Source organism: cf. Phormidesmis sp. LEGE 11477 (genome assembly GCF_015207105.1).
GTDB lineage: Bacteria > Cyanobacteriota > Cyanobacteriia > Phormidesmidales > Phormidesmidaceae > Phormidesmis.
This window is the reverse complement of the sequence record NZ_JADEXO010000051.1, coordinates 12942-39102: the sequence shown is the minus strand read 5'-3', so window position 1 is coordinate 39102 and position 26161 is coordinate 12942. Positions and strand designations below refer to the sequence as shown.

The window sequence follows — 26161 nt, the reverse complement described above, 5'->3', positions numbered from 1 at the left end:
CGAAGATAGTTAGGGCGTAAGCCCTTGTTAAAATAGCTCGATGCCAGGTCCATTATCCATAAGCCTCTCTGACAACTCAGTTCAGAGAGGCTTCCTTTTTACGTGTTCATCTCTACTCCTGAACCTTTCTGTAGATACAGACCTGCTTGGCGAGTATGCGTTTGGAAAAATGCCATATTGAAAAAGCGTAAATAGATGTTTGAGTTGAAGCGACTGTTGAAACACTCTATGTTGACGCAAAGACTGAAGAAATGCCAGCATAGTTATTCTTTGACAGTTTCTGATTCCCATTTTGCTCGAACAAGCTTAATTTCTTGGTAATCATAGGTTTGTCCTATTTCTTCTCGGATATTTCGCAATGAGTGTGGGCCTACTTTAGTAATTGCTTCTTCTATAACTGCTCGTCTTTCCCTATCGACAAGTTTGTCTATATCTATTGAATAACCTGCGCTTATTAGCTCAGCCATATGTCCATTTACTGTATTCAATCGGATGTTGCGCGCAAGTGATATGTCTGCGAGCGATGATCCGTTTTGGTAGAGGTCTAAAGTCTTAAGCTGCGTGGAAGTGATATCTGGTTTTGATTTATTTTCACAGGCTGCTCTTTCCTCATCGGAGAAGGAATCGGAGACAACTTCCATGCCATGTTCGCTACAGAAGCGGCGAATAGCTTCGGTAAAAACCTTGCCGTATTGGATCAGCTTTCGGCTGCCAACGCCGGATATGTCAGAAAAGGCGTTGATTGTTTGAGGACGGCCCTGCGCCATCTGGCGAAGACTAGAATCCGAAAAAACTACGTATGGCGGCACATTTTGCTGATCGGCAAGTTCTTTGCGGAGGTTCTTAAGCTGACTCATGAGTAGAGTGGCTTCTTGTCCGAGTTCAGTGCTTGCTACTTTAGCTTTTGTACTCGCTGACTTAGTAATCTTCCGAGTAACAGGAACCTCTACAGAAACTAATTTTTTCAGGATTTGATTGCTCTTTCTATTTAGCTTTAGAACAGAATATCCATCGGTTGTCTCTTCTAGATAACCTTGGTAGATCATTGCTCGACAGAGCATTCTCCATTCATCTGCAGTGCGGTCTTTGCCTATAGCATAAGTAGATATTTGATTATGACTTAGCTCCTGAACTCGTTTCTTGTTTGATCCTCTCAAGACATCGATGATGTGGTTCATGCCGAATCTTTGGCCGCAGCGATACACACAAGAAAGGAATTTCTGCGCTTCGATAGTCCAATCTTCGATGGGTGCCGGGCTAAGGCAGTTGTCGCAGTTGTCGCAGGGAGGGACAAACTGTTCTCCAAAGTAGCTAAGCTGAACCTTGCGGCGACAGATAGGACTTTCTACATAGCTGATGATTTGATTAAGCTGTTGTTGAGCAATGCGCTGTTCACCTGAATCAGTTTTTTGACCGATGAGATATTTGACTGTATGCACATCACCCCAGCCGAATAGAATGGTGCAGTTTGCCGCTTCACCATCGCGACCAGCTCTACCTGCCTCTTGATAGTAGCTTTCTAGGTTACGGGGGAGGTCATAATGTATGACAAAACGAACATCTGGTTTGTTGATTCCCATACCGAAGGCTACAGTCGCAACGATAATTTGAATATCGTCCCGGATGAATTTGGTCTGGTTATTTTCCCTTTCTTTGTTGACTAGACCAGCGTGGTAAGGCAAGGCGGAGATTCCGTCTTGTATCAATTTCGCGGAAATTTCATTGACATGTTTTCGGCTGAGGCAGTATATAATTCCTGCGCCCTTATCTTTGCCTTGATACTGCTGAATCTTTTCTAGAAGCTGCTGATAAGCATTCTTTGATTTTTGGAGAACTTCGTAGTAGAGATTCTGCCTATTGAAACTGGAGACATATATGGTCGGATCGTTGAGACTCAACTGTTGGACAATGTCAGTACGGACTCGTTTTGTTGCTGTGGCAGTAAGCGCGATGATTGGAATTTGAGGATATCGTTGTTTTATTTGGAAGAGCTGTCTGTATTCGGGTCGGAAGTCATGTCCCCACTCTGAAACGCAATGGGCTTCGTCAATAGCAAAGGTGCTGATACCAACTTTTTGACTGAGCTGTTCTAGGAAGTCAAGGAAGGAGGCTGTGAAGAGTCTTTCTGGTGCGATATACAAAAGCTTGACATTGCCTGTGAGTAGGTCGCTTTCACGCGATCGCACTTCATCTGAAGAGAGCGTGCTGTTCAGGAAAGTCGCTCCTATGCCGTTATCTTTTAGTGCGGTGACCTGGTCTTGCATCAGCGAGATCAGCGGGGAAATGACGATGGTAGTCCCCGGCTTTAATAACGCTGGCAACTGATAGCAAAGAGATTTTCCTCCACCTGTTGGCATAACGACCAAAACGTCTTTGTTCTTAAGGACCTGCTCAATAATAGAGCGCTGTTCAAAGCGAAACTGATCGTGCCCGAAGAAATGCTTTAGTGCGCTTTCTAAAGTAGGGTTCTGGTTTGACATCGGACTTAGCGCGATTTGATCTAGCGCGGTAGGGAACTTATACAATGATTGATTTTGGCTATGTACGAGAGTACCCGTCGGCTCGAATGGTGGATTGTAAACTTATTTAAACTTATTGCCGTCAAACTGGCATGATGCCTTGACGGCTCAACGGCAGCTCGATATTGTATGTACATATCTGGGTCACATTATTTCAACTGGACATGCCAGACAAGCAAAAAGTCACATTTTATCTTTCGGATGAGCTGCATCGGCAGTTCAAGATTCGAGCAGCGGTCGATGGCGAAACAATGTCATCAATGGCACAGCGAGCAATTGAGTTCTATATGAATAATGCCGAGCTTGTAGAGAGCGCTGATCATATTCATGGAAGTGCTCACCAAGTTCACAACTGTCCAGAGTGCAGTGCTGCGGTAACTGTTCAAAAAGACGGTCTGGCTCTGGTCAACTCTCGCAGTTCTCAAGTGATAGACGAGTTGGCCGAACTAAGTACAATCTCTAGTCTTGGTTGCGCTACTAGTAGAGCGTCTGCTGATAAGGAGTTTAGAAGCCCAGATGAGGGCGAGCTAATTATTGCATGAGACGATGTCTTCCAAAAAGGGGTCAGTTTGTTAGCCCGGCTACGGAAAGTCTGTTGTTTCTACCTTAGCCTGTTGGTTCTGTTTGAGATAGATGTCCTAAGTCGTCTTATATTTGGAGGCGATCGCCATGAGAGAAGAGCTAAACGTATTAATCCAGGCTCAATATCCACTGATCTATCTGGTCACCTTTGAGGAGGAGCGAGCAGAAAGAGCGATCGCAGCGCTCGCTCAGCAGAGACCTCAGCAGCGTATATATACATGGACGATGACTCACGGCGTTGCTGAGTATGGCAGCGAAGGCGGCTCAGGTCATCAGAATAATACGGTCTCTCCTCAGGCTGCTATTAACTGGGCAATGCGACAAAAGGATCCGAGTATTTTTGTCTTTAAGGATTTGCATCCATTTAAAGATAGTCCTGAGGTCACTCGTAGTTTGCGAGATGCCATTGAAAGCTTTCGCGGTACGCAGAAGACAATCATCCTGATGTCTCCGGTGCAGCAGATTCCAGTGGAGCTAGAAAAGGAAGTTGTTGTCTTAGACTTTACCTTACCTAACATGTCGGAACTGAACCAGGTTTTGACTGCGGAGTTAGATAAGTCTGGCATCTCTGATATTAGTACTGAGGGACGCGAGAAGCTGTTGAAGGCGGCTTTGGGTCTAACCCGCGATGAAGCTGAAAAGGTCTTTCGTAAGTCTAGAGTAATGGCTGGAAAGCTTACGGAAGCTGAAGTCGATATCGTGCTGTCTGAGAAAAAGCAGTTAATCCGTCGAAATGGGATATTAGACTATATAGAGGAAGATGAAACTCTAGATTCCGTTGGTGGCTTAGAAGAGCTTAAGCATTGGCTAAAACAGCGGTCTAACGCTTTTACTGAAAGAGCGCGTGAGTACGGTCTGCCTCAGCCTAAGGGAATGCTCATCTTAGGCGTTCCTGGCTGTGGAAAGTCTTTAATTGCTAAGACAACAGCTAGGCTTTGGGGGTTGCCCCTGCTACGTTTGGATATGGGTCGCGTCTATGACGGTTCTATGGTTGGCCGCTCAGAGGCTAACCTGAGAGGAGCGCTGAAGACAGCAGAATCCATATCGCCCGCTGTCTTATTCATTGATGAGATTGATAAAGCTTTTGCTGGAAGCGCAGGATCGGCTGATTCAGATGGTGGAACCTCTAGTCGAATATTCGGTAGCTTTCTCACTTGGATGCAGGAAAAAACTTCGCCTGTATTTGTAATTGCGACGGCGAATCGAGTTGAAAGGTTGCCTAGCGAGTTCTTGCGTAAAGGTCGGTTTGACGAAATCTTCTTTGTTGATCTTCCCAATGAAGAGGAGAGGAAAGAAATATTTAGAATTCATCTGGGCAAACGCCGTAGTGATATAGAACGGTTTGACTTTGATCAGTTGAGTAAAGTTTGTGAAGGTTTTTCGGGCGCTGAAATAGAGCAGGGACTTGTCTCTGCCATGTATGAGGCGTTCGCTCAGGGAAGGGAGTTCACTCAGCTCGATATTATTGCGGCAATTCGCGCTACGCTGCCGCTGTCGAAGACGATGAGTGAACAGGTTACAGCCCTGCGCGATTGGGCTCGGCAACGAGCTCGGCCAGCGGCTTCATCGGTTGCGGAATACCAGCGGATGGAGTTCTAACAGTCTTTTTTCCTGCTCCTACAGGAAGAAGGGTCAGCCATATTGCTTTCGTGAGCGATAGGGTTGGCGGTTCAAAAAGTCAGACGTTGTCTCGCTCGATGGCTGACTACTTTCGATTTCTAACTTCGTTGTCTCTCAATTTCTTTCCAGGAGGAAACTCAAATGTCTCATTTTAGCACTCTACGCACTAAGATCACCGATGCTGAAATTCTGAAGTCTTCACTATGTGACCTAGGGGTGACTGTGAAAACGGAGGACAATATCCGTGGCTACAACGGTCAGAACGTTCGAGCTGACATTGTAGCGGTGCTCGAAGGCGACTATGATATCGGCTGGTCTCGTAATGCTGATGGTTCTTTTGACTTGATTGCTGATCTCTGGGGTGTTGCTAAGAAGCACAACCAGACAGAGCTGATCAACTCTATCAACCAAAAGTATGCTGTGAACAAGACACTTGCTGAGGTCAAGCGTCCTGGTTTGCAAAATGCGAATGTGCGCCTAGTTCTTCAATAGATAGTGTAGTTTTGAAAGCGCCTTTCAAAAGCGCTATTCTCATAGCTGCGATGGAGTGAACCGATATCGGTTCACTCCATTTTTTATAGGATTTTTCTCTAGTGAAGGTGCCGTTTTTATACTTTAGTTTTTCGTACTTTGCTTACCACACTAAGAGATGATACAGCCTTTTCTATACATGCAAGGTGAATAGCAGTGGTGCGAAGCGCGCGTGTCGTATGGTGCTAGGGGTCGTCTACCCATATAGCAAACCAAGTGACTTACGTTCACTTAATACATCTAAAAATAAAAAGCTGTGTCTACTTCGCGATCGTTTTATTTAAGAGCTCTGTGATCGCTCGATGTTCAATAGGTGGTTCGGCAACAACATCTTGGCGAGTATCAGTAATTAGCCAATCTAGCGCAGCGGCTTTGACGTCAATAGAAGCTCCAGTCTTGTCAACACAATAGCGACCGAAGACGAGCTTATCAACTAGTCGAACATCAGAACCAATCCTAGAGTACTCAAAGACAATGCTCTTATCAATGATGGTGCCGCTAGAAATCAAACAGTTTGGTCCGATCATGCTAGGGCCTACTATCTTTGCCCCATCTTCTATTTGAGTCATTCCACCAATATAAACAGGCCCTTCTATCTCTATCTCTTCCCAGTTAGCCTTGACATTTAGCCCGGCGAACACACCAGGTTTAACCTCATTTCCCGGAATGCTTACTCCTTTGACCTGCCCGGTAAGTACATCTTGAATAGCCTGCCAATAGTCGGGAACCTTACCAATATCAACCCATTCAAAATCCATACGGATGCCATAGAAAGCGGCATTCGCATCGACCAGCTTCGGAAAGAGATCACCACCAATATCAAATTCTTGGCCAGAAGGAATGTAGTCGAAAACTTCTGGTTCGAAGATATAGATGCCCGTGTTGATATCTGTACTGAGCGCTTCTTCAACCGTTGGCTTTTCCTGAAAGGATTTGACCTTACCGCTTTCATCGGTGACTACCACACCATAGCTAGGTACTTGCTTGATAGGTACCTGCTTCATAACAATGGTTGCAATTGACTTTTTTTCCTTGTGCTGACGGACTGCTTCAGTCAGGTCTAGGTCAATTAAAGCGTCACCGCACAGAACAATGAACGTATCGTCAAAAAAGGGGGAGAAGTCTTGAATCTTTCTCATCCCACCGGCTGAACCGATCGCTTCGCCGACTAATTCGCCATCCGTAATACGTCCTTCGAAGGAGTAAGCTAGTTCGACACCAAATCGCTGACCGTCTCGAAAGTAACCTTCGATCTCATTAGCGAGGTGACTGACGTTGGCCACAATCTGGTCAAAACCGTGGGTTTTTAGAAGCTCTAGCAAAAACTCCATAACTGGCTTTTGCAAGATTGGAATCATTGGCTTGGGAATGGTGTAAGTGATGGGTCGTACTCTTGTACCTTTCCCTGCGGCCAAAATCATGGCTTTCATTTCTGAAGAGTCCTCTCGTTTTAACTTGTAGACTGACTGTTTTGTTCTCGTTAATGCTATCAAGCTAATATCAATGTGCCCTGATGGAACCTAAGACTTCATATGTTCCTCATAGGGTTTCTGGTACTCCGCAATCCAAAAAAGCCTCAGTACCGTATTGGGTCTGAGGCTCTCTTCTATAGCTGAATTAAACGCTTCTAGTAGAGTTCTTCTTCTTGGTGAGTCATAACTGTGCAGTCAGAGGTCGGATAGGCAACGCAGGTAAGTACATAGCCTGCTTCGATCTGATCGTCATCTAGAAAGGACTGATCGGACTGGTCTACAGTTCCTTCTGTGAGCTTACCAGCACAGGTAGAGCATGCGCCGGCACGACAAGAATAGGGCAAATCAATGCCTTGCTCTTCTGCAGCGTCTAGAATGTACTCGTCTTCTGCCACTTCAATAGTGGTATTCAGGTTTTCTGCTTCGTTGACTAAAGTGACTTTGTAGCTGGCCATGCGGATATCCTCTTAGTTTGTCTTGCTGTTAAAAAAACCTTTATCAAGTCAAAGAGACCAGATAAAGAAAGTCTATTAGCAGCACATTTCGATACTACGAGAAAACTACTGAGCTGTAACTATCCCACGACGGATGGTTGAATGGTATTCGTAATCTAAGTCTGAAGAAGAGTCTGGTTTTACTTATGGTTGGTGTCTATTGCGACAGTGAGAACATACCCCGTAATGCAATTATTTAAGGCATCTGAGACCATTTCTGCCTAATTTAGGTAAATAGCTACATACGGTTTTGTGGGTGTTTATTTTATCAGTATTCTTTTTTTTATAAACTTTACTTATGTGGCTATTTACTAATAGTTAGTGACTCTTTAGAGGAACCTTTATTGAGATTATTTTCTAACTAGATGTGCATGCTTTAAAGGCACGGTTTGATGCTCGGCTGTTTCCAGGGGGTTAGTTGTGAAGCGAGTGGGACTTTTATCGAAGTTGGTTGGGGAATGGTTGATTTGGATGCGTGGGTGATCTATTGGCTTGGACTTGTATGGCAGTTATTCGAGTTGGATTGGTAGGGACAGGCTATGCTGCTCATGCGAGAGCAAAGGCGTTATTGGCAGATGAACGCTCGTGTCTAATCGGCATTGCTGGGGGCGGCATTTCTGTACATGACGCTGAGCGAAATGGCGCTGAGCGGATTACCGAGTTTGCCAATCGGTATGGCGTGAAAGGGATAGCACACTGGCAGCAGCTGATTGTTGATGAGTCTATTGACTTGGTTATAGTCTGCACGGTGAGTTCACTGCATGGCGAAGTGGCTGAGGCAGCGCTAGCGGCAGGTAAGCACGTTGTAGTGGAATATCCTTTGTCTTTTGATGTACAGCAGGCAGATCGGTTGGTCGAGTTAGCAGCGCAGCGGCAGCTACTATTGCATGTAGAGCATATTGAGCTGCTCGGCGGGCTACATCTGGCTATGCGATCGCATCTTTCTAAAGTTGGTAAACCCAGCTATGTCGGTTACCGCACGGTCAATCCCCAAACGCCTGCACCTAAGAAGTGGACCTACCAAAAAGCGCTTTTCGGCTTTCCCTTTTGCGGCGCGCTTTCACGAGTGCATCGGTTGACTAATTTGTTCGGTAGAGTTAACGAGGTGACCTGTCAGACCCGAATCTTAGAAGATGAAGGAGATGCTTATTTTAAGCAGATTTTGAGCTCTGGTCGGCTGCAGTTTGAGTCTGGGCTGATTGCAGAGCTAGTCTATGGAAAAGGTGAAGGACTGATGGTGTATCACCGAGAGATTGAAGTACAAGGTGACCAAGGCAAGCTATTTTTCGATCGGAACGAAGGGACAATCACGACGGCTGAAGGGACAAACGTGATTGCTATCAAGCCTCGTCGCGGTCTGTTTGTAAAAGACACACAGGGAATATTGGACAATTTGACCGCAGGCATCCCTCTATATGTGAGCGCGGCTGAGAGCGTCTATGCATTAAGGGTGGGGGATGCTCTACGGCGAGCGTCTGATACTGGGGTTGCCGTGGTCGTTGCTTGAGACCTTCAAAAGGCCGCACCAGCTTTCAGCGATCACTGCTTCCAAACTAGAACGCCTGGGCTTTGCTGAATCGGAACAATGTCTAGAATGTCTAATTGAGCGCAGTAGTCAAGATCGGCGGTGTTGTTCTTGCTTAGAAGTCGTTGTCCATGGCTAGCGTGATATAAAAGCTTACCCAGCTCTGTTTGCCACTGGCAGTAGAGACTTACTGCTGCTAGAGCGGAGTCATTGCCGATGGTGGTCGCTAGATCGAGACCGGCTTGCTCAAGACCTCTTTGAATGATGGCTCCGGCGCAGACGGTATCTTCAAGGGAGTATTCGCCTTCCCAGCCAGAGCCGACTAACCAAACGGTATCGGGCTGGTTTGATAGTAGATAGTCAACTACAGACTGACGGGTCGTGAGGGCAGCGGTGAGCACTATCGGCGCTTCTTGAATTCGCTGTAGGCAGCGGGTACCGTTGGTGGTGCTCATGAACAGGCGCTTGCCCTTGGTTTGCTCGGGGGAGTGGTCTAAAGGAGAATTGCCTAAGTCGAACCCTTCGACTTTTTGGCCGCCGCGCTCACCTGCTCTAATTCGGCTTTGGGCAGGCCAGCTCTCACTGTCTGCTAGTAGTTTGTCTAGCTCGCTGAAGACCTGAATAGCTTCGGCACCCGCATGAAAGGCGGCGGCCATGGTGGTAGTTGCTCGGAGCACATCGATTGCGATCGCGCAGTCGGGCAGGGAGCCAGCGGGGACTTCCTCAGGGGTGTGATAGACGGATATTTTCACTGAATATTGGGCCCGCGCACATAGTTTAGTAGCTGACTCAGTTTGGTCGCTGAATCGCGAGTTTTGAATCAACGGAGAGGGTGGGATTCGAACCCACGGTACCTTTCGGTACACTCGATTTCAAGTCGAGCGCATTCGACCACTCTGCCACCTCTCCGGGTGTGTCGCTAGATATGCATCTTGCCTCTAAGTATACGTTGGCAGTTGTTGCTTGCATACTCCGAAGAGCTTGGCTATATTAGCTTGTTTGTTTTCATCCGTCTACACGCTGGCGGTCGTATGGCTTGAGGAAAGCGATGCTGGTGTCGCTGATGCGGAGGGCGTTCTCACATATAGCTGCTCTTGCGAAACTCTCCTGAAGTCTGAATCGATCCAAACAAGCTCAATAGCTTCAACGGTTCCCCGGTTGAGAGTGACTAAGGAAAAGCTGCGCTGATTGCCTGCGGGCGTTACTTCGATGCGAGGGACGTTAGCAGCGTTGAAGTAGATGGTGCCTTTGGCATCGCTAGTTACTCTGGTGCGAAGCTGCGCTGAATTTTTCAGATGGTGGTGCATGTGGCCGAAGGCAACTAGAGGTACTCGCTTGCCAGACTCTTGGGTCAAGGCGATCGCATCGGCAAAGTCAGGATCGCCGTAGTCACCACCGCCGCCGTTTTTGCCCCAGTCTTTTCCGCAGGGATCTTCTGGCTGGTCGCCTAGGCCATAGGGGCCGACGTGTCCCACGAAGATAATAGTGCTGTGTTCAGCTTCATCGGCAGCAGCCAGAATTAGATCGAGAGATTCATTGAAGCTGCCAACATCGAATCTGTCGCGATAAAATTTGCGATAGCGCCACTTCGACCCACCCCAGCTAAAGGGTCTGCCACCTACTACCGTCAGCCCAAACTGAGGAAATTCACGTTTGCCAAAGCCGATATGAGCTTCTCCTAGTAGGTCCATTTGAAGCTGCACCCAGTCTTCTTTTTCCCGGTCATAGGGGCAGTTTTTGATCCCTTTCTTGCTTGCTGAGTAATAGGCATCATGGTTACCCATAACAGCGGCTTTGGGCACATCGACGGCGGCAATGCGGCGAACCACTTCGACCGCTTCATTGCCATAGTCACCGACAAACAGGGCTAGATCGACATCTAAGTGGTTGAGGGCTGCGTTGTCTTCTAACTCCCACAGATCATGAATATCTCCGACGACGGCTATCTTAATGACTGACTGAGGCACGATGAACCTTTTCGAATGAACCTTCTACAGGACTTTTGCAGGACTAGAGAAGACCGTTTTGGCACTGCCAGTTTCGCTGCTGCTTCAAAAGCCAATCAACTTCAAAAGCCGATTAAAGCGGTCTGGTCAATGCGGGACAGTCAGAAGGGTCGATAAACACTTTCTTCAGCATATCTCAAAGGTCTATAAATCTGTTTGGACTAGCCGGTGTTTGGACTAGCTAGACTGCTTTAATGAGTAAATGTTGTGAAAGTTTGGCGTGAGCGCTATGGCTAAACGAGTTGTATTGATCGATTGTGACGACGCTGTTGGTAAGCTTTGGCTAGAATTGCCAGAAACCATTCTAAAGCTGAAATCGGTGCTAGCACAGCTGAAAGATGACGGTACATCGGTTGCTTTGTTTTCGGCAGGCGATCGCGCTCAGTTAGAACCCATTCTCCAAACGCTAGATATCAGCGCGCCTTTTATTGTCGAAAGCGGCAGCGCTATCTTTACGCCGATTGATCAAAATCCATTTGAATTGCCTTTGGGCGATCGCGAGGGCACCTATTTTGTCAGGCAGTTGGGATGTCCTTATGTGCAGGCGAGAGCCGGGTTACGAGTCGTCGCTAACATGATTTCGCATCCGCTAAAGGGCTTCGGTGACTTTACTATTCCTCAGCTACAGCGCTTGATTGGCCTGAGTGAAGCGGCGGCGCACCAGGCTAAGGCGCGAGAATTTAGTGAGCCGTTTATGACCCCAAGAGCAGTAGAGCCTGCCGTGTTGCAACAAGCAGCTGAAGCAGTAGGATTCAAGGTGATTTGGCGAACCGCTGAAGAAAATCGCTTTTCTGAACTGGTTGGCGCGGATGCAAGCCTGACAGCGGCAGTCAAAATTCTGCTGGGCGCATATTCGTCTATAGATTCATCCCTAGCTCGCTCGCTCGCGGTTGTAGGAGTAAGCATGAATCATTCGGTGCTAGACGAATTGCGAATAGCAGCAGCTACCGAAGGTGAGATCGCATTTTGGGACAAGCCGCCAGTTTCTGGGTCAGTCGATAGCTGGATAGCGGCAATTGAATCTACCGGCTCTATGTCGTAGCTGATATGTCGTAGCTGATATGTCGTAGTTGGATAGCGTGATAGTACTAAGCGTTTGAAGTAAGAACGCACCCAACCTATGTACCCAACTCATATGGCCAGCGTTTGAAGCGGAGGAAATCATCTAGCCAGTTTTGGTAAATGTGACTATAATTAAAACTCGTCAATTGGTAGTCTTAATTATTTCTGGCATTTTAGAGAGGAAATTCTGTGTTTGCTACTGCTAGCGTCTCCCCGGTTCAAACGGCGTTGCCAAAGGATCTTTTTGGAGCGATTGAACAGCTTAAGAAAGACCTGAACGCGGTTGTTTTGGCTCACTATTATCAAGAGCCAGATATTCAGGATATGGCTGACTATATTGGGGATTCGTTAGGTCTTTCTCAACAGGCTGCGAGTACCGAGGCGGACGTAATTGTGTTTGCTGGGGTTCACTTTATGGCTGAAACTGCCAAAATTCTGAATCCAGATAAGCTGGTTTTGCTGCCGGATCTAGACGCAGGTTGTTCGCTAGCAGATAGCTGTCCACCAGATGAGTTTGCTAGGTTCAAGCAGGCTCATCCCGATCATCTGGTGATTTCTTATATCAACTGCACCGCTGAAATCAAGGCGATGAGCGATCTTATCTGTACAAGCTCTAACGCAGTGAAGCTAGTGAATCAACTGCCTGCCGAGCAAAAGATTATCTTTGCGCCTGACCGGAACTTAGGCCGATATGTGATGGAGCAAACAGGGCGCGATATGGTGCTTTGGCAGGGAAGCTGCATTGTGCATGAGACGTTTTCTGAAAAGAAAATGCTACAGCTAAGAATGGCGCATCCCGATGCAGAGATTATCGCTCACCCTGAGTGTGAGCAAACAGTGCTAAGGCACGCTAGTTTCATTGGTTCTACGACAGCACTGCTAGGCTATGTCCAACAAAGTGAGAATGAGCAATTTATCGTAGCGACTGAGCCAGGAATTATTCACCAGATGGAAAAGCAGGTGCCGAGAAAGCACTTTATTCCTGCACCGCCTGAAGCAAACTGCGCCTGCAATGAATGTCCGTACATGCGGCTAAATACATTAGAGAAGCTGTATCTAGCGATGAAGCACAAGACCCCTGAGGTTACGATTCCTCAGGAAATTCAAGCCGATGCGCTAGCGCCGATAGTGCGGATGTTAGAGATGAGTCGCTAGTTCTTTGTAGGTGCAAATTCTATGGAGCTAGCTGCTCTCGAAGACGAAAGGCGAGCATATCGATGACGTTTTTGCCGTCTTGGTTGAGGGTTGCGTCAGCGGCTTCTTCAGCTCTTTTGACAACAGAATCAGGCAGATTTAGTAGCTGGACTAGCTGGTTGTAGGCGGCGCTCTCTTCTTCGTTCACATAGTCCTCGTTAGGGGTGCGAGCGCTGGCGTAGATGACCTCGTAGGAAAGCCGCAGCGCGACTTCTTTTTCTTCATCGGTGGTGAGTTTGGCCACTGCTTCTTCGAGTGGAACATCTTGAACAAAGTAGTCTTTGAGCTGGGTTTGTAGATAGTCTTGCTGCTTGGGGTCGGTCGCAAATAGCTGGCTAAAGCGGGTGAGCATGACGTCTACTTCTTTTTGCTCTAGGGTGCTATCGGACCATGCCATCGATAAAACAACTCGCAGCATGTTCATCTGACGAGGAGAGATGGGGGGTGGGGTGATGTTCATGAGCTTCCTCGCCTAGATTGAGTTGGAGTTGGTCTCACTCAACTGTAGAAAGTAGCGCGAAAAAGTGAATAACTCCCCTACAAAATTTAATGGTCTAGCCAAGTTGGGAAAGCTTCTTAAGGCTGTTGATGTCTAAAAGACGGATAACGCTCTGGGCGCTATCGACCGCAACCCAGTTACGGGCCACGAGCTTACCGATGATTTTGGTGACTTCGGCCTGTTTGATGTCTGCGATCGCAGCCAAATCCGCATCAGGAATATTGAAGATCTCGACCGCCTCCCCCCGCTGCTCTCCATAGGCATCTGCTAATCCTAGCAGGGTAAAAACCATCTTGATACCAGGCGCTTTGTGCCGAAGCTGAAACCGCTTTTGCGTTTGTTTGAGCCGTTCGACCATACTTTGTAGCAGTCGGTGGTGAAGCTGGGGATCTTGAAATAGGCTCTTGAGGAAGAGCTGGGCGGGAATGCTGACTAGCTCGACGCGAGAGAGCGCCGCGACATCGGTAGAGCGCGGGGACTCGTTTAGGATAGCCATTTCGCCAAAGTATTCGCCTTTACCCAAGATCACGAGCGTGACATAGCCGCTGCCTGATTGAACGCGAACTTTCGCCCAGCCTGAAACGATTAGGTAGACCGCATTTCCCCATGAGTCTTCCATCAGTACCGTACGACCTGCCGGACACTCGTTGAAGGTAGCGCCTTTGTAGAGGGTCTCTAGCGTTTCGGGGCTGGCATTGCTGAATAGGGGAAAGAGGTCACGAAAGGCTTCGGGTGACACGGGCAGCGGCAGAGCAGGTAGTGACATAGCAGCGTCAATGAGGAGCTGAGGGTAAAGTAGATAGCTACAATTCGGCGAGATCTTCGGTATAGATCTGGCTAGGTGTGTAGCTAAGGAAGCTCGATCCTCGTCTAGGTTGCCCAGGCTGCTTGAATAAATTGTGGTTGATGCGATTGGGCTCTACTGTAGCTTTTACGGTGGGCTTCTATAGTGGGATTTACTGAGCAGGCGGCAGCGGCGGCGGTGGCGCGCTTTGGAATTGTGCGGCCCCACCAGCAGCAATTGAGACCAGTAAACAGGCAAGTAGCGATCGCGCCGAGAGTGTCTCACCTAAAATCAAGAAACCGGCCACAACTCCCGCCATCGGTTCTAGGCTGAGCATGACTCCAAATACTCTGATTGGGAGCGATCGCAGTGCCACCATCTCTAGCGAGTAAGGCAGCATACTAGAGAGCAAGGCCACGCCAGCACCGAGTCCCAATAGGCGAGGATTTAGCAAAGCGCTGCCGGTCGTGATGACCCCAATGGGCAGCAGCATCACAGTGCCCACTAACAATCCCCAAGTCAGACCTTCTACGCCGGGCAAAACACTTCCTACCTTGACTGCCAGTACAATGTATATCGCCCAGCAAAGTCCGGCTGCTAAGGCAAAGACCATGCCTAACGGGTCTAAAGCTGCTCCTGTGATCGGAGTGAGAAGCACAATACCTGCTAGGGCGAGTACTGCCCAAAGGCTATCTAGCCACCGCTGTGACTTGAGCACGGAAAGACCTAGCGGTCCCGTAAACTCCAAGGAGATAGCAATGCCTAAAGGAATGCGATCGATTGCCGCATAAAATAGAGAGTTCATCGTCGTCAGTACGATCCCGTAGGTCAAGATGGCTGTGAAATTTTGACGGACGGTCGCGTTGAACCGAGGCCGACCAACCGCGAAGAGAATCAGTGCGGAGAACGCAACTCGTAGGAAGACAACTCCCCAAGGGCCAAGATCATCGAAAAGAGATTTAGCTAGGGCAGAACCAAATTGGACGGACAAGATGGAAAGCAGTAGCAGCCCAATGGGGGAAGGACTCTTGAGGGAACGGTTCATGGAAACTGGCCCAAGACAGTCTCTCTACTGTAGTAGTAGTGGCCCTGCGTAATCTAACCCTAGATAATTTGGCAGCGATAATTTGACAGCGATAATTTGACATCGGCTACTCGGCATCAGCTATTTGACACTGACGAAGCGGGACTGGGCGATCGCCCGCAGTCGCTCTAGATCTTCTCGCCTAGACACCGATAGCGGCACGGTTGATTTGATGGTGTGTTCAATTAGGGCCGTATCTACTGGGCATTTTTCGTACAAGGCGTGGTAGAGCGCACTCACAACGACTTGCTCAATTTCTGCGCCGCTAAAGCCATCGCTGGCGATCACCAGTCTGTTTAGATCGAAGCGGTTAGGATTTTGCTGGTGGCGAGTCATCTGAATTTGAAAGATAGTGTCGCGCTCTTTGGCATCGGGTAAATCGACAAAGAATATTTCGTCGAATCGACCCTTCCGTAACAGTTCTGGTGGCAGCCTAGACAGATCGTTAGCGGTGGCCACGACAAAGACTTCTTCAGATTTCTCTTGTAGCCAGGTTAGAAATGAGCCAAACAATCGGCGACTGAGGCCGCCATCGGTGTCGCTATCGCTTTGACCCATGCTTTTTTCAATCTCGTCGATCCAAAGCACCGCTGGAGCCATCTTTTCGGCGAGGCTGAGCGCTTGGCGCAAATTCTTTTCGGAAGCACCGATGTACTTGTCATAGATTTGGCTGGTATCGAGCTTTAGCAGCGGCATCTGCCACTGGCGAGCGATCGTTTTAGCCGCTAGAGATTTACCACAGCCCTGAATGCCGACGATCAAAATGCCTTTGGGCGGGGTTAGTCCAAACGCTTTTGCTCGGTTGCTGTAGCCAGTACGGGCGCGGCTCAGCCATTGGCGCATGTTCTCAAAGCCGCCGAGCTGCGCCGTGTTTTTCTCGGGTGCAATGTAGTCGAGCAGTCCCGTTTCTCGAATGACTTGGGTTTTTCGCTCCAGCACGTGGCCAATATCTTCAGTGTTGAGCTGCCCGTCGGCGATCGCCGCGTAGGCAATCACTTTTTTGGTTTGCTTTAGGGTCATGCCCTGGACCGCTTTGATTAGCTGCTGCTCGTCTTGCGATGAGAGATTGACCTGTACCCGTCCCCGGCACGAGCGAATAGCGCTGTCTATTGCCTGCTTAAGTTCAACCGGGCTCGGTAGCGGCAGGTCAAAATACACGGCCTCGTGAGCAACTTCTCTAGGCAACGACACCTGCTCTCCGGTCAGGATAAATGCAGATTGGTTATAGCTAAAGAGATGGGCGACTTCTCTAAACTGCCTGGCGATCGCGGCCTCTTCCAAGTGCGGGGCAAAATCTTTTAGCCAGTAGAGCCCCCTTGTGGACATCGAGAGGATGTGGCGCAGCACATCGAGCGGATCTTCGGTCTTCTCAAGGGTTTGACGATTTGACCCAGGGGGGGCGTATTCGTTGTTCCAATGATTCTGAGCCCCCTGCAATCGTCCCATTCCCTGTGAAATACTCCAGTCAAACGCCATTAGCTGCAGGTCTGCTGTCGCTTTTTCTAACAGCGACTGTATGCGCTCTTCTTCTACGCTTTCGATGACGATGACTGGATGAAAAGACATCAATAGCGTCTGAAGGTGCCGCAGATTCTGGGTATGGGTAGACATATCAACACAGATCCACCCGACTAGATATTGACTAGCGAGCGGCGCTCAAGGAGTATCTACAGCATTCCCGTCGAACGACTCTTCAGGGCGTTAGGAGATTGAGCGGTATGGGTTGTTTTCGATCGCAAGACGGGGGGTGCTAGCTGCCAGTTGTTGAGAACGTCAATGATGAGAACTTCGTGAATCCAGGTTTTGACAACGACGGTCAGCGGTAGTGCTAGCAGCAGCCCCAGCACACCAAAAACGCTAGCAAAGAAGATCTGGGCGATGAGAGTGAAGGCAGGAAGCAGCGAAACCTGGTGAGCCATAATTGTCGGCGTGAGCCAGTAGGATTCGATCTGCTGAACGATGATATAGAGACCGATCACCGCAACAACTTTCCAGGGATCATTGGAGATGAGGGCAACGATCACTGGAAAGACCATGCTGATCGTCGGTCCTAGGTTAGGAATGAAGTTGAGGATACCTGCTATTAGAGCGTGGGCAAAGGCCAGGTCTATTTGGAGTACGAGCAGCCCAATGAAGCTGATACTGAAGACGAATATAGAACTGATCAAGATACCGCCTAGCCAGTTGCCTAATACGAGCTCGCATTTGTAGAAAATCTCTTCAGCTCTTTGGCGGTAGAAGGCAGGAAAAATCAATAAGATGACTTGAAGATAGGCGTCTGGGTTGGCCAGTATCATCAGCGATAGAACTGAGACGAAGAGAGTCTGAAGCAGTATCTGAAGTGAGGAGTTGAAGATAGAAAAGAAATTGCCAAAGACATCAATAGCGGCTGAGTCAGGCGCTGTTAACCAGGCGAGAAACTCGTTTAGCTCTGGCAGACGGATGCGCTCTGGCATGTTGGCCTGCAAGTCTAGGATGCGAGCTGGCAGGGTCTGAGAGAATCGCACGAGCAGAACAGCTAGGAGTCTGAACTGCTCGATAAAGGGGGGAACGATGCCGATGATGAAGACCAGCGCCACGATGGCTGCGATCGCCAAGGTAATAGGAATGGCGGCGCGGCGTCTGATCTTAAGCGTAGTTTTGATCTTTTGGGTGATGCTGTTGAGCGCGATCGCAATGACAACTGCTGCGAACGAAAGCAGTAGCAGCGGCCTGATTTGCCACAAGATGTAGCCCGCTGCTATGAGGCACAGCAGACTGATCCAGTCACCTAGCTTCATAGAGGCATTCTCAATATTGAATTGGCCTATTGTATCTGAGGAGTCAAGGACAAGTAGGTGCTTCTTGGAGAAATATTTAGAGAATAGGCGCTTTGAAGCTGCCTTGAGCTATCTCAATTGAATGAGGACTAAATATATGGCGTGAGCACCTAGTCGCCGATGAAAGTGCTAGCTTTGCAAAAGCGTGGGCATGTGAAAGAGAGAGTAGCTGTGGTAGATGAACCTAGGGCGGATTGGCGGCTAGCTGAAGAGGGGGCGATCGCACCTGAATGGATAGAAACAGTAGCCCAGATTACAGGATTGCCGTGTCCAGATCAGGGAGCGCGGCTGCTGTGGGCAAGGGGAATTCGTTCGGCTGAGGCGCTCCGAGGATTTTGTCTGCCATCTGCGTATACGCCAGCGAGTCCATTTGAGTTTGGTGAAGAAATGGACTGGGCGGTGGCGCGGTTGGTAAAGGCACGCGATCGCGATGAAAAAATCGCCATCTGGGGTGATTTTGATGCTGATGGGATCACGTCGACTGCCGTGCTTTGGGATGGGTTACAACAGTTCTTCGATGTTGACCTTGAGCGGCTCACGTATTTTATTCCTAACCGACTAAAAGAATCTCACGGCTTATCAATCGTGGGACTCGATCAGCTCGCTGCTCAAAATGTGACGCTGATAGTCACCTGCGACACTGGCAGCACTAACCCGGCAGAGATTGCCTATGCCCAGTCACTCGGAATAGAGGTGATTGTGAGCGACCATCATACGCTGCCTGATGCCAGGCCAGACGTAGTGGCAATTGTGAATCCTCGGGCGCTGCCCCGTGAGCATTCGATGGCTAACCTTTCTGGCGTGGCGGTGGCTTACAAGCTGGTGGAAGCATTATATGAAACGCTCCCCGAGGTGCCTAGTAGGCCGCTAAGTGAGCTAGTTGATCTCGTTGCGATTGGTTTGATCGCCGATCTCGTTGAGCTGACGGGCGACTGTCGGTATTTGGCACAGATTGGCATCGAACAGCTACAGACCCATTTGAAGACAGCGCATCCAGTCAGGCCAGGGGTGGCGCAGCTATTGAAGCTGTGTCGGCGGGCGGGCGATCGCCCCACGGATATTTCATTCGGTATTGGCCCCCGGATCAACGCGGTCAGTCGCATCTATGGCGAGGCTAGCTTTTGTGTAGAGCTGTTGACTAGTAAAGATCGCGATCGCTGCCAAGCGTTAGCCGAAAAAGCAGAGCTAGCCAACGCGCGGCGAAAGGCGCTACAGAGCGATGTGCTAAAGCAAGTCACCCATCAGCTTGAAACGCGCGATCTATCGACAACTGGCGTAATTGTGCTGTGCGATCCGCAGTGGCCAGTCGGCGTATTAGGGCTAGTCGCTGGTCAGGTAGCCCAGCGCTACGGCAGGCCGACTATTTTGCTAACTCAAGATATGCCGGATGAGAGTAATGGCGATGTGCTCGTGCGGGGATCGGCGCGTTCGGTGAATCAGATTGATCTCTACGACCTGGTCAGCTCTCAAGCTCATCTGCTGAGCGGATTTGGCGGTCATCCGTTTGCCGCTGGGCTGAGCTTACCCGCCAAAGACTTATCTATGTTTCAGGCGGCGATCAATCAGCAGTATCGTCAGAAAATGGGCGCGGAGCTGAGTGCTCCGACGGTGCAGGTGGACCTTTGTGTGACGGTTGCTGAGCTAGGTCAAAGTTTGTTTCAAGAGCTGAAGCTGCTAGAGCCCTGCGGTATGGGCAACCCAGTGCCAAAGCTGCTAATTCAGAACTGCTGGTTTGAAAATGTGTGGCATCAGAAGCTGAAGGATCGCATGGGTGGAAAGGTTGGCTATATCAAGGCTAGCTTTCAGCTCTGTGATGAAAGTGGTGATGACGAAAGTGGCAGTAATGAAAGCAGCCCTGACCTAAGCGACTCAAAGTTTCCGGGGCTGTGGTGGGGCCACTATAAGGAGGATTTACCACCGGGGAGATGGGATGTCGTGGTAGAGCTGGACTACAACAGTCACCCTAAGAGCCGTCGGTACGAAGTGCGGCTGATTGATATTCGTCCGACGACCGCGACGGCTGTGTCTGCTGAGGGTGCCAAGCGCTCTGAGCCCTCTACCCGAAAAGGTGCTGCAGTCAGTCAGGATGCTTGGCTGATAGATCGGCGATCTTCTGCTGGGTCTATTCGGAACGGTTCGGCTAACGGCGCTGCTAATGCAGCCGTCAATAGCGCGTCAATAGTTGACGATATAGAAGAAAGTTTGCAGGTCGATCGCTGTCCCACGCTCTGGACAGATTTTCAGCTATGGCAGCATCAGGCCGGGCAAAGTCGCAAACCGCTAGCGCTGGCTTACTCTTCTCCGGTAGAGAACAACCCGATTGATACTTGGACGATGCTGTTAGGGCTAGCGAAGTTCTTGAGTCGGACGTCGCAGCCTGTTACCAGAGAGAGGCTGGCGGCGAAGTTGGGGGTATGCGATCGCACTCTAGAACTGGGTCTAATTGCGCTAGCCAGGGCAGGGTTTGTCGTCGACATTTCAGCAATCGATGTTCGACTGAGCTTTGAGGAGAAGCCTAGATCTTCCCACGGTGAAATACACAGTGAGACCGAGCGCCGTGCGACCCTAGCTCAGTTCCTGGCAGCCGTGCAAGAAGAGCACTTTCGCCGCCAGTACTTTTATCAGGCTCCAGTCTCAGCGCTGCAATCGGCAATTCTCAGACAGCCGTAAAGAATCCTAAAGTATCTAGCTAGAATGATTGACGCACTTTGATAGAAAACGGTATATTTGAATACAGAAACAAGCACCGTTCATCTTTCTATGAGTCAATCGCAGTTGACACTCATCCTCTCTTTGTAGAGCTATGTGCATACAGCTAGACAGAAGTTAGGAGCCCTTGGCTAGAGAAAGACGGAAGTAAGAGCACACAAAAAATACGCAGCAGACTGATGAAGTCTTATGCCGTGACACTCTCATGCAGTGACAGTCGCATGCAGTGCTCTGAAGGAACGCGCCTCTTAAATCCACACAATCCCTTTGGAGGCGATTACCATGCAACTCTCATACCGTGGCGTAAAATACAACACCCACAAATCTACTGTTCAAGCTACTGAAACTCAAGAAATTGGCCACTACCGTGGTGCTACCTATCATGTTCGCCGTGTGCTCGGTGTTCCTCACCATCATTCTGAGGATGTACTCAAGTATCGCGGCGCAGTTGTCCGCTAGATTTTGATGGTTTCTAGAAAAAGGTTGCTCAGCGAGGCTGCGGCTAGCTGTGAGGTCTTGCTCTAGAAACGTACTAGCAAAGTGCGGAAAGCTATAGATGCTAGTGATATAAGCGACATATCGACATGATTGACGAATAAAGCGCCGCCTTTTAGAGGTGGCGCTTTTTTGTTGCTGTATCATGTGCTTTGACAGTCAAAGAGCGGGTGTATATGCTGCTAGGATTTTTTCTAGGATTGGCTGTTGGCATCGCCTTCTTGGTAGCTTTGCGGCAGCACTACAATACTAGATTCAAGCGTCTGTTTAGCCGTTTGGCCGATCGTCAACTGCTGCCGGCTTTGCGATACGATGCTCAGCTAGCGAGCGCCATTGAAGAACAAAAAGCCCATATAGACTCCTTGACTACGCGGATACAGTCGTTTCGATATCTGTTGCAAGGTGCGCCCGTTGGCTATCTACAAGTAGATGAAGAAAATCGCCTGCTGTGGTGTAACCGGCGCGCACAAGAATTTTTGGATATTGACCAGGGCGATTATGAGCAGCCTAAGCTGCTGCTGGCTATCGTTCGTTCTTATGAGCTAGACCAGCTAATCGATCGAACCCGCCAGGCTCAATCCGTCTGTGAGCGCAAGTGGACTTTTAATTCAATTTCAACCGATCCCTTCAACTATACGGAGCGGCCTGCCTATCCACTCAAGGGGTATGGTCTGCCTTTAGTCAATGGTCAAGTCGGTGTTTTTTTAGAGAACAAACAGGAAACTGTCATGCTGGCACAGCAGCGCGATCGCTGGATTTCTGATGTGGCCCATGAGTTAAAAACGCCGCTGACTTCTATTCGATTAGTGGCTGAGACGCTACAGTCGCGAGTCGATGACACCTTAGTAAATTGGGTAGAACGCTTGCTCAAGGAGGTGATTCGCCTGAGTAAGCTGGTCGATGATGTCTTAAAGATGAGTAGCCTAGAGCAGCGCCGTACTCAGCTAAAAGACGAAGTAGCGACAGACTTAGTGCCCTTGATTCGATCAGCTTGGCAAAGCGTAGAGCCACTAGCCAAACTAAAGCAGCTCGATATTACTTATGAGGGCCCCGAAAACCTGGTTGCCAGCATCAATCCTAATTTGATGCATCGCGTTTTGTTTAATCTGTTGAGCAACGCGGTGAAGTACAGCCCCGCCGCGCAAGCTATTCGAGTCAGACTGAGCGTCACTGAGGGGACTGCAAGAACAGAATTTACTGGACCTGGCATTGTGATTGAAGTGATTGATGCTGGCTGCGGGTTAGCAGAAAAAGATCTCCCCTACGTGTTTGAGCGATTTTATCGGGCTGATCCCGCTCGCAGCCGTCAAGGGAGTTTGGCTGGCTCTGATGGTAACGGTGCCTCAGAAGAAGCTCAGACGGTGGAGATGGCTGAGTTTGCCAGCAGCGGTACGGGCCTAGGATTAGCGATCGTTAGGCAGATAGTGAGCGCACACCAGGGAAAAGTGATCGCTCAAAATGATCCTGAGACTGGGGGCGGACGGCTAAGCGTGTGGCTGCCGAGCAGACGGCTAATAAAATCCGTGTAAACCCGTATAGAAGATCGGTGAGATCTTTGCGGTTTGGGCGATCACCTCTTGTAAATATAAATAGATAACTGCTTGAATAGAAGTGTAGATAGTAAAAACTGATTTTTGGACAGCGTCTTTCTACGGAAAAAAGCTAAATCCAAAAGCGGCAACGATCTGTACCTATGGCCGAGAGGTTGCAAAAGCTCTTATCTCAGCGAGGAATTGCCTCTAGGCGAAGAGCCGAAAAGTTGATTCTAGGTGGTAGAGTTACAGTCAATGGTGAAATTGCTGAACTTGGTCAGCGAGCGGATGTTAGCCATGATCGAATCTGTGTAGATGGTGTTGAAATAGGTGAGCCGCCTCGGTGCGCTTATTTTCTCGTTCATAAGCCCAAAGGTGTGGTCTCTACTTGCCACGATCCCCAAGGGCGAAAGACTGTTCTAGATTTGTTGGATACTGCTTCTCATCAAGGAGTGGGTATTCATCCGGTAGGTCGGCTAGATGCGGATTCAACCGGAGCTTTGCTACTAACCAACGACGGTGACTTTACCTATCTGCTGACTCATCCTAGGCATCAAATGTCTAAGGTTTATCGGGTAAGTGTGAAAGGTGTGCCTTCGCCAGACACGCTAAGCCAGTGGCAAGCGGGCGTAGTGCTAGATGGCCGTAAAACGCTGCCAGCCGAGGTCAGTTTGCTGAAGCGTCAGTCAGGCGATTCTCAAGGAGACGGCACCGAACGCGCCCTGTTGCAAATTGCTTTGAAGGAAGGACGCAATCGGCAGATTAGAAGAGTTGCCCAAATGCTAGGCCATCCAGTGACAGCGCTGCACAGATCAAAAATTGGCTCATTGCCTTTGGGTGATCTAGCTCGCGGTCGCTATCGTTCACTGACTGAAAAAGAGATTGCTCGGCTAAAGCAAGAAGCTGCTATCGATCCTAGCTAGCTGACTGAATGGCCTGCCTACTGTGCGACTTGCTCAAAGACTCTTTCAGCAGTTCCTTACTTTTGCTCTCTATTTGCCGCTGCTGTCTGGCGTCTCGATTGTCTCTATTTATTATCGCTATTCATCCTATTACTATCCATCTACCCCGCCTCCTACTAGCCTCATGAACTGGAAAATTATGAAGCAGAAAACTCGCGCTCTAGAACCGACTGCTCAACAGCTACAGCAAGAGCAGCTGCGATCGCTAGGGAATTCGCTCAAACAGGTGCGTTTACAAAAGGGGTTGACGTTTGATGCGATTGAGGAACTGACGCGGATTCGCAAGTCGCTGCTGTTGGCAATAGAGCAGGGCGATATGGCTGCGCTGCCTGAACCAGTCTATGTCCGAGCGCTGTTGAGTCGATACGGTGATGCGTTGGGGTTAGATGGTGAGGCGATCGCCAATCGATTTTTTACTCGTCCGGTGGTAAATCAGCCCCGTTCTTCCTGGCGAGGGTCTTCGGCGCGACTGAGTCCTTTGCATCTGTACGGTGCGTATGTGCTGTTGATTGTAGGGGCGGTGAGCGCTTTGTCGGCGCTGCTACAGCAGAATGCGCCAGATATGACTGCTCAGCCAATACTAGATCCAGCAGAAATTGAGCAGCTAACGCTGCAAAGACCTACGCCCGTGGCGCAGCCAGTGGTAGAAACGCCAAAGCAGCAGCAGACCAAGCCGATTGAGGTAGATCTCGTGCTAACCGAACAGTCTTGGATCTGGGTCGTAGCAGATGGTCAGACTAAGTTCGAGGCGATTTTAGAGCAGGGAGAAAAGCGCTCTTGGGCAGCGGATGAGTCGATGACAATCCGAGTCGGGAACGCGGGTGGCGTTTTGTATTCTTTCAATCAGTCTCAGGCAGAGCTGATGGGTGAAGTCGGGATGCCAGTTTCAAAGACGTTTGTGCCAGATGTGAGTTTGGTGGCTGACTGAAGATACTGGGGTCAAGCTTTGAGGCCGGGGTTCTTCTGCTTCGACGTTTCCGCTTTTTTAGCGGGTGCGGTTTTAGCCGGGAGAAGAACAGTTGCGATCGTGCCATGATCGGTAGCAGGGTTTGACTGGCTAGTGAGTGTGAGTTGTCCGTGATGGTTTTCGGCAATGATTTTGGCGATCGCCAGCCCTAGCCCCGATCCACCAGCTTCTTTGCCTATACTGCGACTGCGGGCGGGATCGACTCTGTAGAAGCGGTCGAAGATATGGTCGAGGTCTTGGGCGGGAATGCCGATGCCGGTGTCGGCGATGGTGATAGTTGCTTGCTGGGCGCTGGCGCTGAGATCGATAGAGACCGTACCAACGGAGGTGTATTGGATGGCGTTGGCGATCAGGTTGGTGAAGAGTCGGGTGAGCTGATCGCGATCGCCTTGAGTTGAGAGTTCTGTTTTGGCGTGGGTGTAGGTGAGGGTGAGGTTTTTTTCTTGGGCGATCGCCTGCTGCTCTTCTACGACATCTTCGATCAAGCCGACTAGCTCAATCGGCTCTTGGCGCATGGGGATCAGGCCACTTTCTTGGCGAGCGATAAACAACAGATCGTCAACTAGTCTGCCAAGCCGGCGGGTAAGTCGTTCGATTACTTCTAGCTGAGTGTGCTGAAACTGTTCATCAGGATCGGCGAGGGCGACTTGAACGTTGGTTTGGATAACGGCGATGGGGTTGCGGAGTTCGTGGGAAGCGTCGGCGGTGAACTGTTTGAGCTGGTGATACGAGGTGCGGATAGGGGCCATGGCCAAGCCAGAGAGAAACCAGCCAATGCCAGCGACGGTGGCAATCATCGCCGTGATGCCAAAGCCCAGATCGATAATCAGCTGGCGGCTGGGTTTAGAGACTTCAAACCAGGGGTGGCTAACTCGTAGGTAGCCAAGGAGCTGAGCACCGATACTGATTCTCTGGGTGATCTGTCGGATGGCTAGGCCGTGAGGCGTGGTGATGGTTTCGCCATTGGGATTGACGTGCAGGGGAACTTGGGGCGATTTAGAAAAGGTGGTCCACTGCAAGTTGCCTTCGGGACCAAACCATTCGAGATCGATGCGATCGTCTTCGCTGGTTTCTTCTTTGTTGCGAAAGCTGGCTTCGATATTAACTTTGCCGTTGTTGCCGATGACGAGCGATCGCTCGACGATTTCGACGACGTGGTTGAGGGTGTCATCAACGCGCTCGACTAGGGTGCCGCGAACGTAGGTGTAGACGCCGATGGCGAATAGCAGCAGCAGGACAGCGGTGACGGCGGTGTACCAGAGGGCGAGGCGGCGGCGGGTGGCTTGGAACATAACGGTGGGTAGA

22 protein-coding genes, 1 tRNA gene and 1 riboswitch are annotated in these 26161 nt (G+C 49.6%); of the genes, 11 read left to right on the top strand and 12 right to left on the bottom strand.

Features of this window, described 5'->3' with window-relative positions:
- Nucleotides 1–263 precede the first annotated feature (263 nt).
- Nucleotides 264–2480, bottom strand: coding sequence for a DNA helicase RecQ (recQ, locus tag IQ256_RS15520; RefSeq protein WP_193856457.1), 2217 nt, complete (start codon nucleotides 2478–2480; stop codon nucleotides 264–266).
- 203 nt (nucleotides 2481–2683) lie between these two features.
- Here recQ and IQ256_RS15515 point away from each other — a divergent pair, with 203 nt between their 5' ends.
- The 3 genes from IQ256_RS15515 (at nucleotide 2684) to IQ256_RS15505 (ending at nucleotide 5213) form a co-directional block, all read left to right on the top strand.
- The gene (locus IQ256_RS15515) at nucleotides 2684–3061 is read left to right on the top strand and encodes a hypothetical protein (RefSeq protein WP_193856456.1); all 378 of its coding nucleotides are present in this window, start codon (nucleotides 2684–2686) and stop codon (nucleotides 3059–3061) included.
- Nucleotides 3062–3188: 127 nt separating this feature from the next.
- Nucleotides 3189–4700 carry an AAA family ATPase gene (locus tag IQ256_RS15510; protein WP_193856455.1) on the top strand — a complete coding sequence of 504 codons (1512 nt, stop codon included), beginning with the start codon at nucleotides 3189–3191 and terminating at the stop codon, nucleotides 4698–4700.
- A gap of 162 nt (nucleotides 4701–4862) precedes the next feature.
- Nucleotides 4863–5213: a DUF1257 domain-containing protein gene (locus tag IQ256_RS15505; protein ID WP_193856454.1), complete on the top strand. Its 351-nt coding sequence runs from the start codon at nucleotides 4863–4865 to the stop codon at nucleotides 5211–5213.
- A 299-nt stretch (nucleotides 5214–5512) separates the two neighbouring features.
- On the opposite strand, the gene IQ256_RS15500 is transcribed toward IQ256_RS15505, so the two are convergent.
- Nucleotides 5513–6682 carry a sugar phosphate nucleotidyltransferase gene (locus tag IQ256_RS15500; RefSeq protein WP_193856453.1) on the bottom strand — a complete coding sequence of 390 codons (1170 nt, stop codon included), beginning with the start codon at nucleotides 6680–6682 and terminating at the stop codon, nucleotides 5513–5515.
- Nucleotides 6683–6879: 197 nt separating this feature from the next.
- Entirely contained in the window at nucleotides 6880–7179 is a 300-nt protein-coding gene (locus IQ256_RS15495) for a ferredoxin (protein ID WP_193856452.1), read from the bottom strand.
- Between the two features lie 541 nt (nucleotides 7180–7720).
- Here IQ256_RS15495 and IQ256_RS15490 point away from each other — a divergent pair.
- The gene (locus tag IQ256_RS15490; RefSeq protein WP_193856451.1) at nucleotides 7721–8725 is read left to right on the top strand and encodes a Gfo/Idh/MocA family protein; all 1005 of its coding nucleotides are present in this window, start codon (nucleotides 7721–7723) and stop codon (nucleotides 8723–8725) included.
- Between the two features lie 32 nt (nucleotides 8726–8757).
- Here IQ256_RS15490 and IQ256_RS15485 read toward each other — a convergent pair whose 3' ends face one another.
- The 3 genes from IQ256_RS15485 to IQ256_RS15475 form a co-directional block, all read right to left on the bottom strand.
- Entirely contained in the window at nucleotides 8758–9495 is a 738-nt protein-coding gene (locus IQ256_RS15485; RefSeq protein ID WP_193856450.1) for a 2-phosphosulfolactate phosphatase family protein, read from the bottom strand.
- Nucleotides 9496–9567: 72 nt separating this feature from the next.
- Nucleotides 9568–9652, bottom strand: a tRNA-Ser gene (locus IQ256_RS15480).
- A 104-nt stretch (nucleotides 9653–9756) separates the two neighbouring features.
- Nucleotides 9757–10710: a TIGR04168 family protein gene (locus IQ256_RS15475; RefSeq protein WP_193856449.1), complete on the bottom strand. Its 954-nt coding sequence runs from the start codon at nucleotides 10708–10710 to the stop codon at nucleotides 9757–9759.
- A gap of 268 nt (nucleotides 10711–10978) precedes the next feature.
- Here IQ256_RS15475 and IQ256_RS15470 point away from each other — a divergent pair, with 268 nt between their 5' ends.
- Nucleotides 10979–11791, top strand: a complete 813-nt coding sequence (locus IQ256_RS15470; protein ID WP_193856448.1) for a haloacid dehalogenase — start codon at nucleotides 10979–10981, stop codon at nucleotides 11789–11791.
- A 209-nt stretch (nucleotides 11792–12000) separates the two neighbouring features.
- The gene (nadA, locus tag IQ256_RS15465) at nucleotides 12001–12966 is read left to right on the top strand and encodes a quinolinate synthase NadA (RefSeq protein ID WP_193856447.1); all 966 of its coding nucleotides are present in this window, start codon (nucleotides 12001–12003) and stop codon (nucleotides 12964–12966) included.
- 19 nt (nucleotides 12967–12985) lie between these two features.
- Here the strand turns inward: nadA and IQ256_RS15460 are convergent, their stop codons facing one another.
- The 5 genes from IQ256_RS15460 to IQ256_RS15440 all read right to left on the bottom strand — a co-directional run bounded on the left by IQ256_RS15460 (nucleotide 12986) and on the right by IQ256_RS15440 (nucleotide 18152).
- Nucleotides 12986–13465, bottom strand: a complete 480-nt coding sequence (locus IQ256_RS15460) for a TerB family tellurite resistance protein (RefSeq protein WP_193856446.1) — start codon at nucleotides 13463–13465, stop codon at nucleotides 12986–12988.
- Between the two features lie 94 nt (nucleotides 13466–13559).
- Nucleotides 13560–14270: a Crp/Fnr family transcriptional regulator gene (locus tag IQ256_RS15455; protein ID WP_228024920.1), complete on the bottom strand. Its 711-nt coding sequence runs from the start codon at nucleotides 14268–14270 to the stop codon at nucleotides 13560–13562.
- Nucleotides 14271–14460: 190 nt separating this feature from the next.
- Complete coding sequence (locus IQ256_RS15450; RefSeq protein WP_193856445.1) at nucleotides 14461–15333, bottom strand: DMT family transporter; 873 nt, start codon at nucleotides 15331–15333, stop codon at nucleotides 14461–14463.
- A gap of 120 nt (nucleotides 15334–15453) precedes the next feature.
- Nucleotides 15454–16983: an AAA family ATPase gene (locus IQ256_RS15445; RefSeq protein WP_193856444.1), complete on the bottom strand. Its 1530-nt coding sequence runs from the start codon at nucleotides 16981–16983 to the stop codon at nucleotides 15454–15456.
- 56 nt (nucleotides 16984–17039) lie between these two features.
- Nucleotides 17040–18152, bottom strand: coding sequence for an AI-2E family transporter (locus IQ256_RS15440; RefSeq protein WP_193856443.1), 1113 nt, complete (start codon nucleotides 18150–18152; stop codon nucleotides 17040–17042).
- Nucleotides 18153–18311: 159 nt separating this feature from the next.
- Here IQ256_RS15440 and recJ point away from each other — a divergent pair, with 159 nt between their 5' ends.
- From recJ to IQ256_RS15415, 5 genes are all read left to right on the top strand, one after another.
- Nucleotides 18312–20861, top strand: a complete 2550-nt coding sequence (gene recJ / locus IQ256_RS15435; protein ID WP_193856442.1) for a single-stranded-DNA-specific exonuclease RecJ — start codon at nucleotides 18312–18314, stop codon at nucleotides 20859–20861.
- A gap of 75 nt (nucleotides 20862–20936) precedes the next feature.
- Nucleotides 20937–21146: riboswitch (Glutamine riboswitch) on the top strand.
- Nucleotides 21147–21182: 36 nt separating this feature from the next.
- The gene (locus tag IQ256_RS15430) at nucleotides 21183–21359 is read left to right on the top strand and encodes a DUF4278 domain-containing protein (RefSeq protein ID WP_193856441.1); all 177 of its coding nucleotides are present in this window, start codon (nucleotides 21183–21185) and stop codon (nucleotides 21357–21359) included.
- 212 nt (nucleotides 21360–21571) lie between these two features.
- A complete protein-coding gene (locus IQ256_RS15425) occupies nucleotides 21572–22924 on the top strand; it encodes a cell wall metabolism sensor histidine kinase WalK (RefSeq protein WP_193856440.1) in 1353 nt (450 codons plus the stop codon).
- A 164-nt stretch (nucleotides 22925–23088) separates the two neighbouring features.
- A complete protein-coding gene (locus tag IQ256_RS15420; protein ID WP_193856439.1) occupies nucleotides 23089–23850 on the top strand; it encodes a pseudouridine synthase in 762 nt (253 codons plus the stop codon).
- Between the two features lie 22 nt (nucleotides 23851–23872).
- Complete coding sequence (locus IQ256_RS15415) at nucleotides 23873–24817, top strand: RodZ domain-containing protein (protein WP_193856438.1); 945 nt, start codon at nucleotides 23873–23875, stop codon at nucleotides 24815–24817.
- 11 nt (nucleotides 24818–24828) lie between these two features.
- On the opposite strand, the gene IQ256_RS15410 is transcribed toward IQ256_RS15415, so the two are convergent.
- Complete coding sequence (locus tag IQ256_RS15410; RefSeq protein WP_193856437.1) at nucleotides 24829–26148, bottom strand: cell wall metabolism sensor histidine kinase WalK; 1320 nt, start codon at nucleotides 26146–26148, stop codon at nucleotides 24829–24831.
- Between the last annotated feature and the right edge of the window lie 13 nt (nucleotides 26149–26161).

Coding starts and splice junctions, on each gene's coding strand:
- recQ (WP_193856457.1), bottom strand. CDS start 2,480: ATGTCAAACCAGAACCCTACTTTAGAAAGCGCACTAAAGCATTTCTTC.
- IQ256_RS15515 (WP_193856456.1), top strand. CDS start 2,684: ATGCCAGACAAGCAAAAAGTCACATTTTATCTTTCGGATGAGCTGCAT.
- IQ256_RS15510 (WP_193856455.1), top strand. CDS start 3,189: ATGAGAGAAGAGCTAAACGTATTAATCCAGGCTCAATATCCACTGATC.
- IQ256_RS15505 (WP_193856454.1), top strand. CDS start 4,863: ATGTCTCATTTTAGCACTCTACGCACTAAGATCACCGATGCTGAAATT.
- IQ256_RS15500 (WP_193856453.1), bottom strand. CDS start 6,682: ATGAAAGCCATGATTTTGGCCGCAGGGAAAGGTACAAGAGTACGACCC.
- IQ256_RS15495 (WP_193856452.1), bottom strand. CDS start 7,179: ATGGCCAGCTACAAAGTCACTTTAGTCAACGAAGCAGAAAACCTGAAT.
- IQ256_RS15490 (WP_193856451.1), top strand. CDS start 7,721: ATGGCAGTTATTCGAGTTGGATTGGTAGGGACAGGCTATGCTGCTCAT.
- IQ256_RS15470 (WP_193856448.1), top strand. CDS start 10,979: ATGGCTAAACGAGTTGTATTGATCGATTGTGACGACGCTGTTGGTAAG.
- IQ256_RS15460 (WP_193856446.1), bottom strand. CDS start 13,465: ATGAACATCACCCCACCCCCCATCTCTCCTCGTCAGATGAACATGCTG.
- IQ256_RS15455 (WP_228024920.1), bottom strand. CDS start 14,270: ATGTCACTACCTGCTCTGCCGCTGCCCGTGTCACCCGAAGCCTTTCGT.
- IQ256_RS15450 (WP_193856445.1), bottom strand. CDS start 15,333: ATGAACCGTTCCCTCAAGAGTCCTTCCCCCATTGGGCTGCTACTGCTT.
- IQ256_RS15445 (WP_193856444.1), bottom strand. CDS start 16,983: ATGTCTACCCATACCCAGAATCTGCGGCACCTTCAGACGCTATTGATG.
- IQ256_RS15440 (WP_193856443.1), bottom strand. CDS start 18,152: ATGAAGCTAGGTGACTGGATCAGTCTGCTGTGCCTCATAGCAGCGGGC.
- recJ (WP_193856442.1), top strand. CDS start 18,312: ATGAAAGTGCTAGCTTTGCAAAAGCGTGGGCATGTGAAAGAGAGAGTA.
- IQ256_RS15430 (WP_193856441.1), top strand. CDS start 21,183: ATGCAACTCTCATACCGTGGCGTAAAATACAACACCCACAAATCTACT.
- IQ256_RS15425 (WP_193856440.1), top strand. CDS start 21,572: ATGCTGCTAGGATTTTTTCTAGGATTGGCTGTTGGCATCGCCTTCTTG.
- IQ256_RS15420 (WP_193856439.1), top strand. CDS start 23,089: ATGGCCGAGAGGTTGCAAAAGCTCTTATCTCAGCGAGGAATTGCCTCT.
- IQ256_RS15410 (WP_193856437.1), bottom strand. CDS start 26,148: ATGTTCCAAGCCACCCGCCGCCGCCTCGCCCTCTGGTACACCGCCGTC.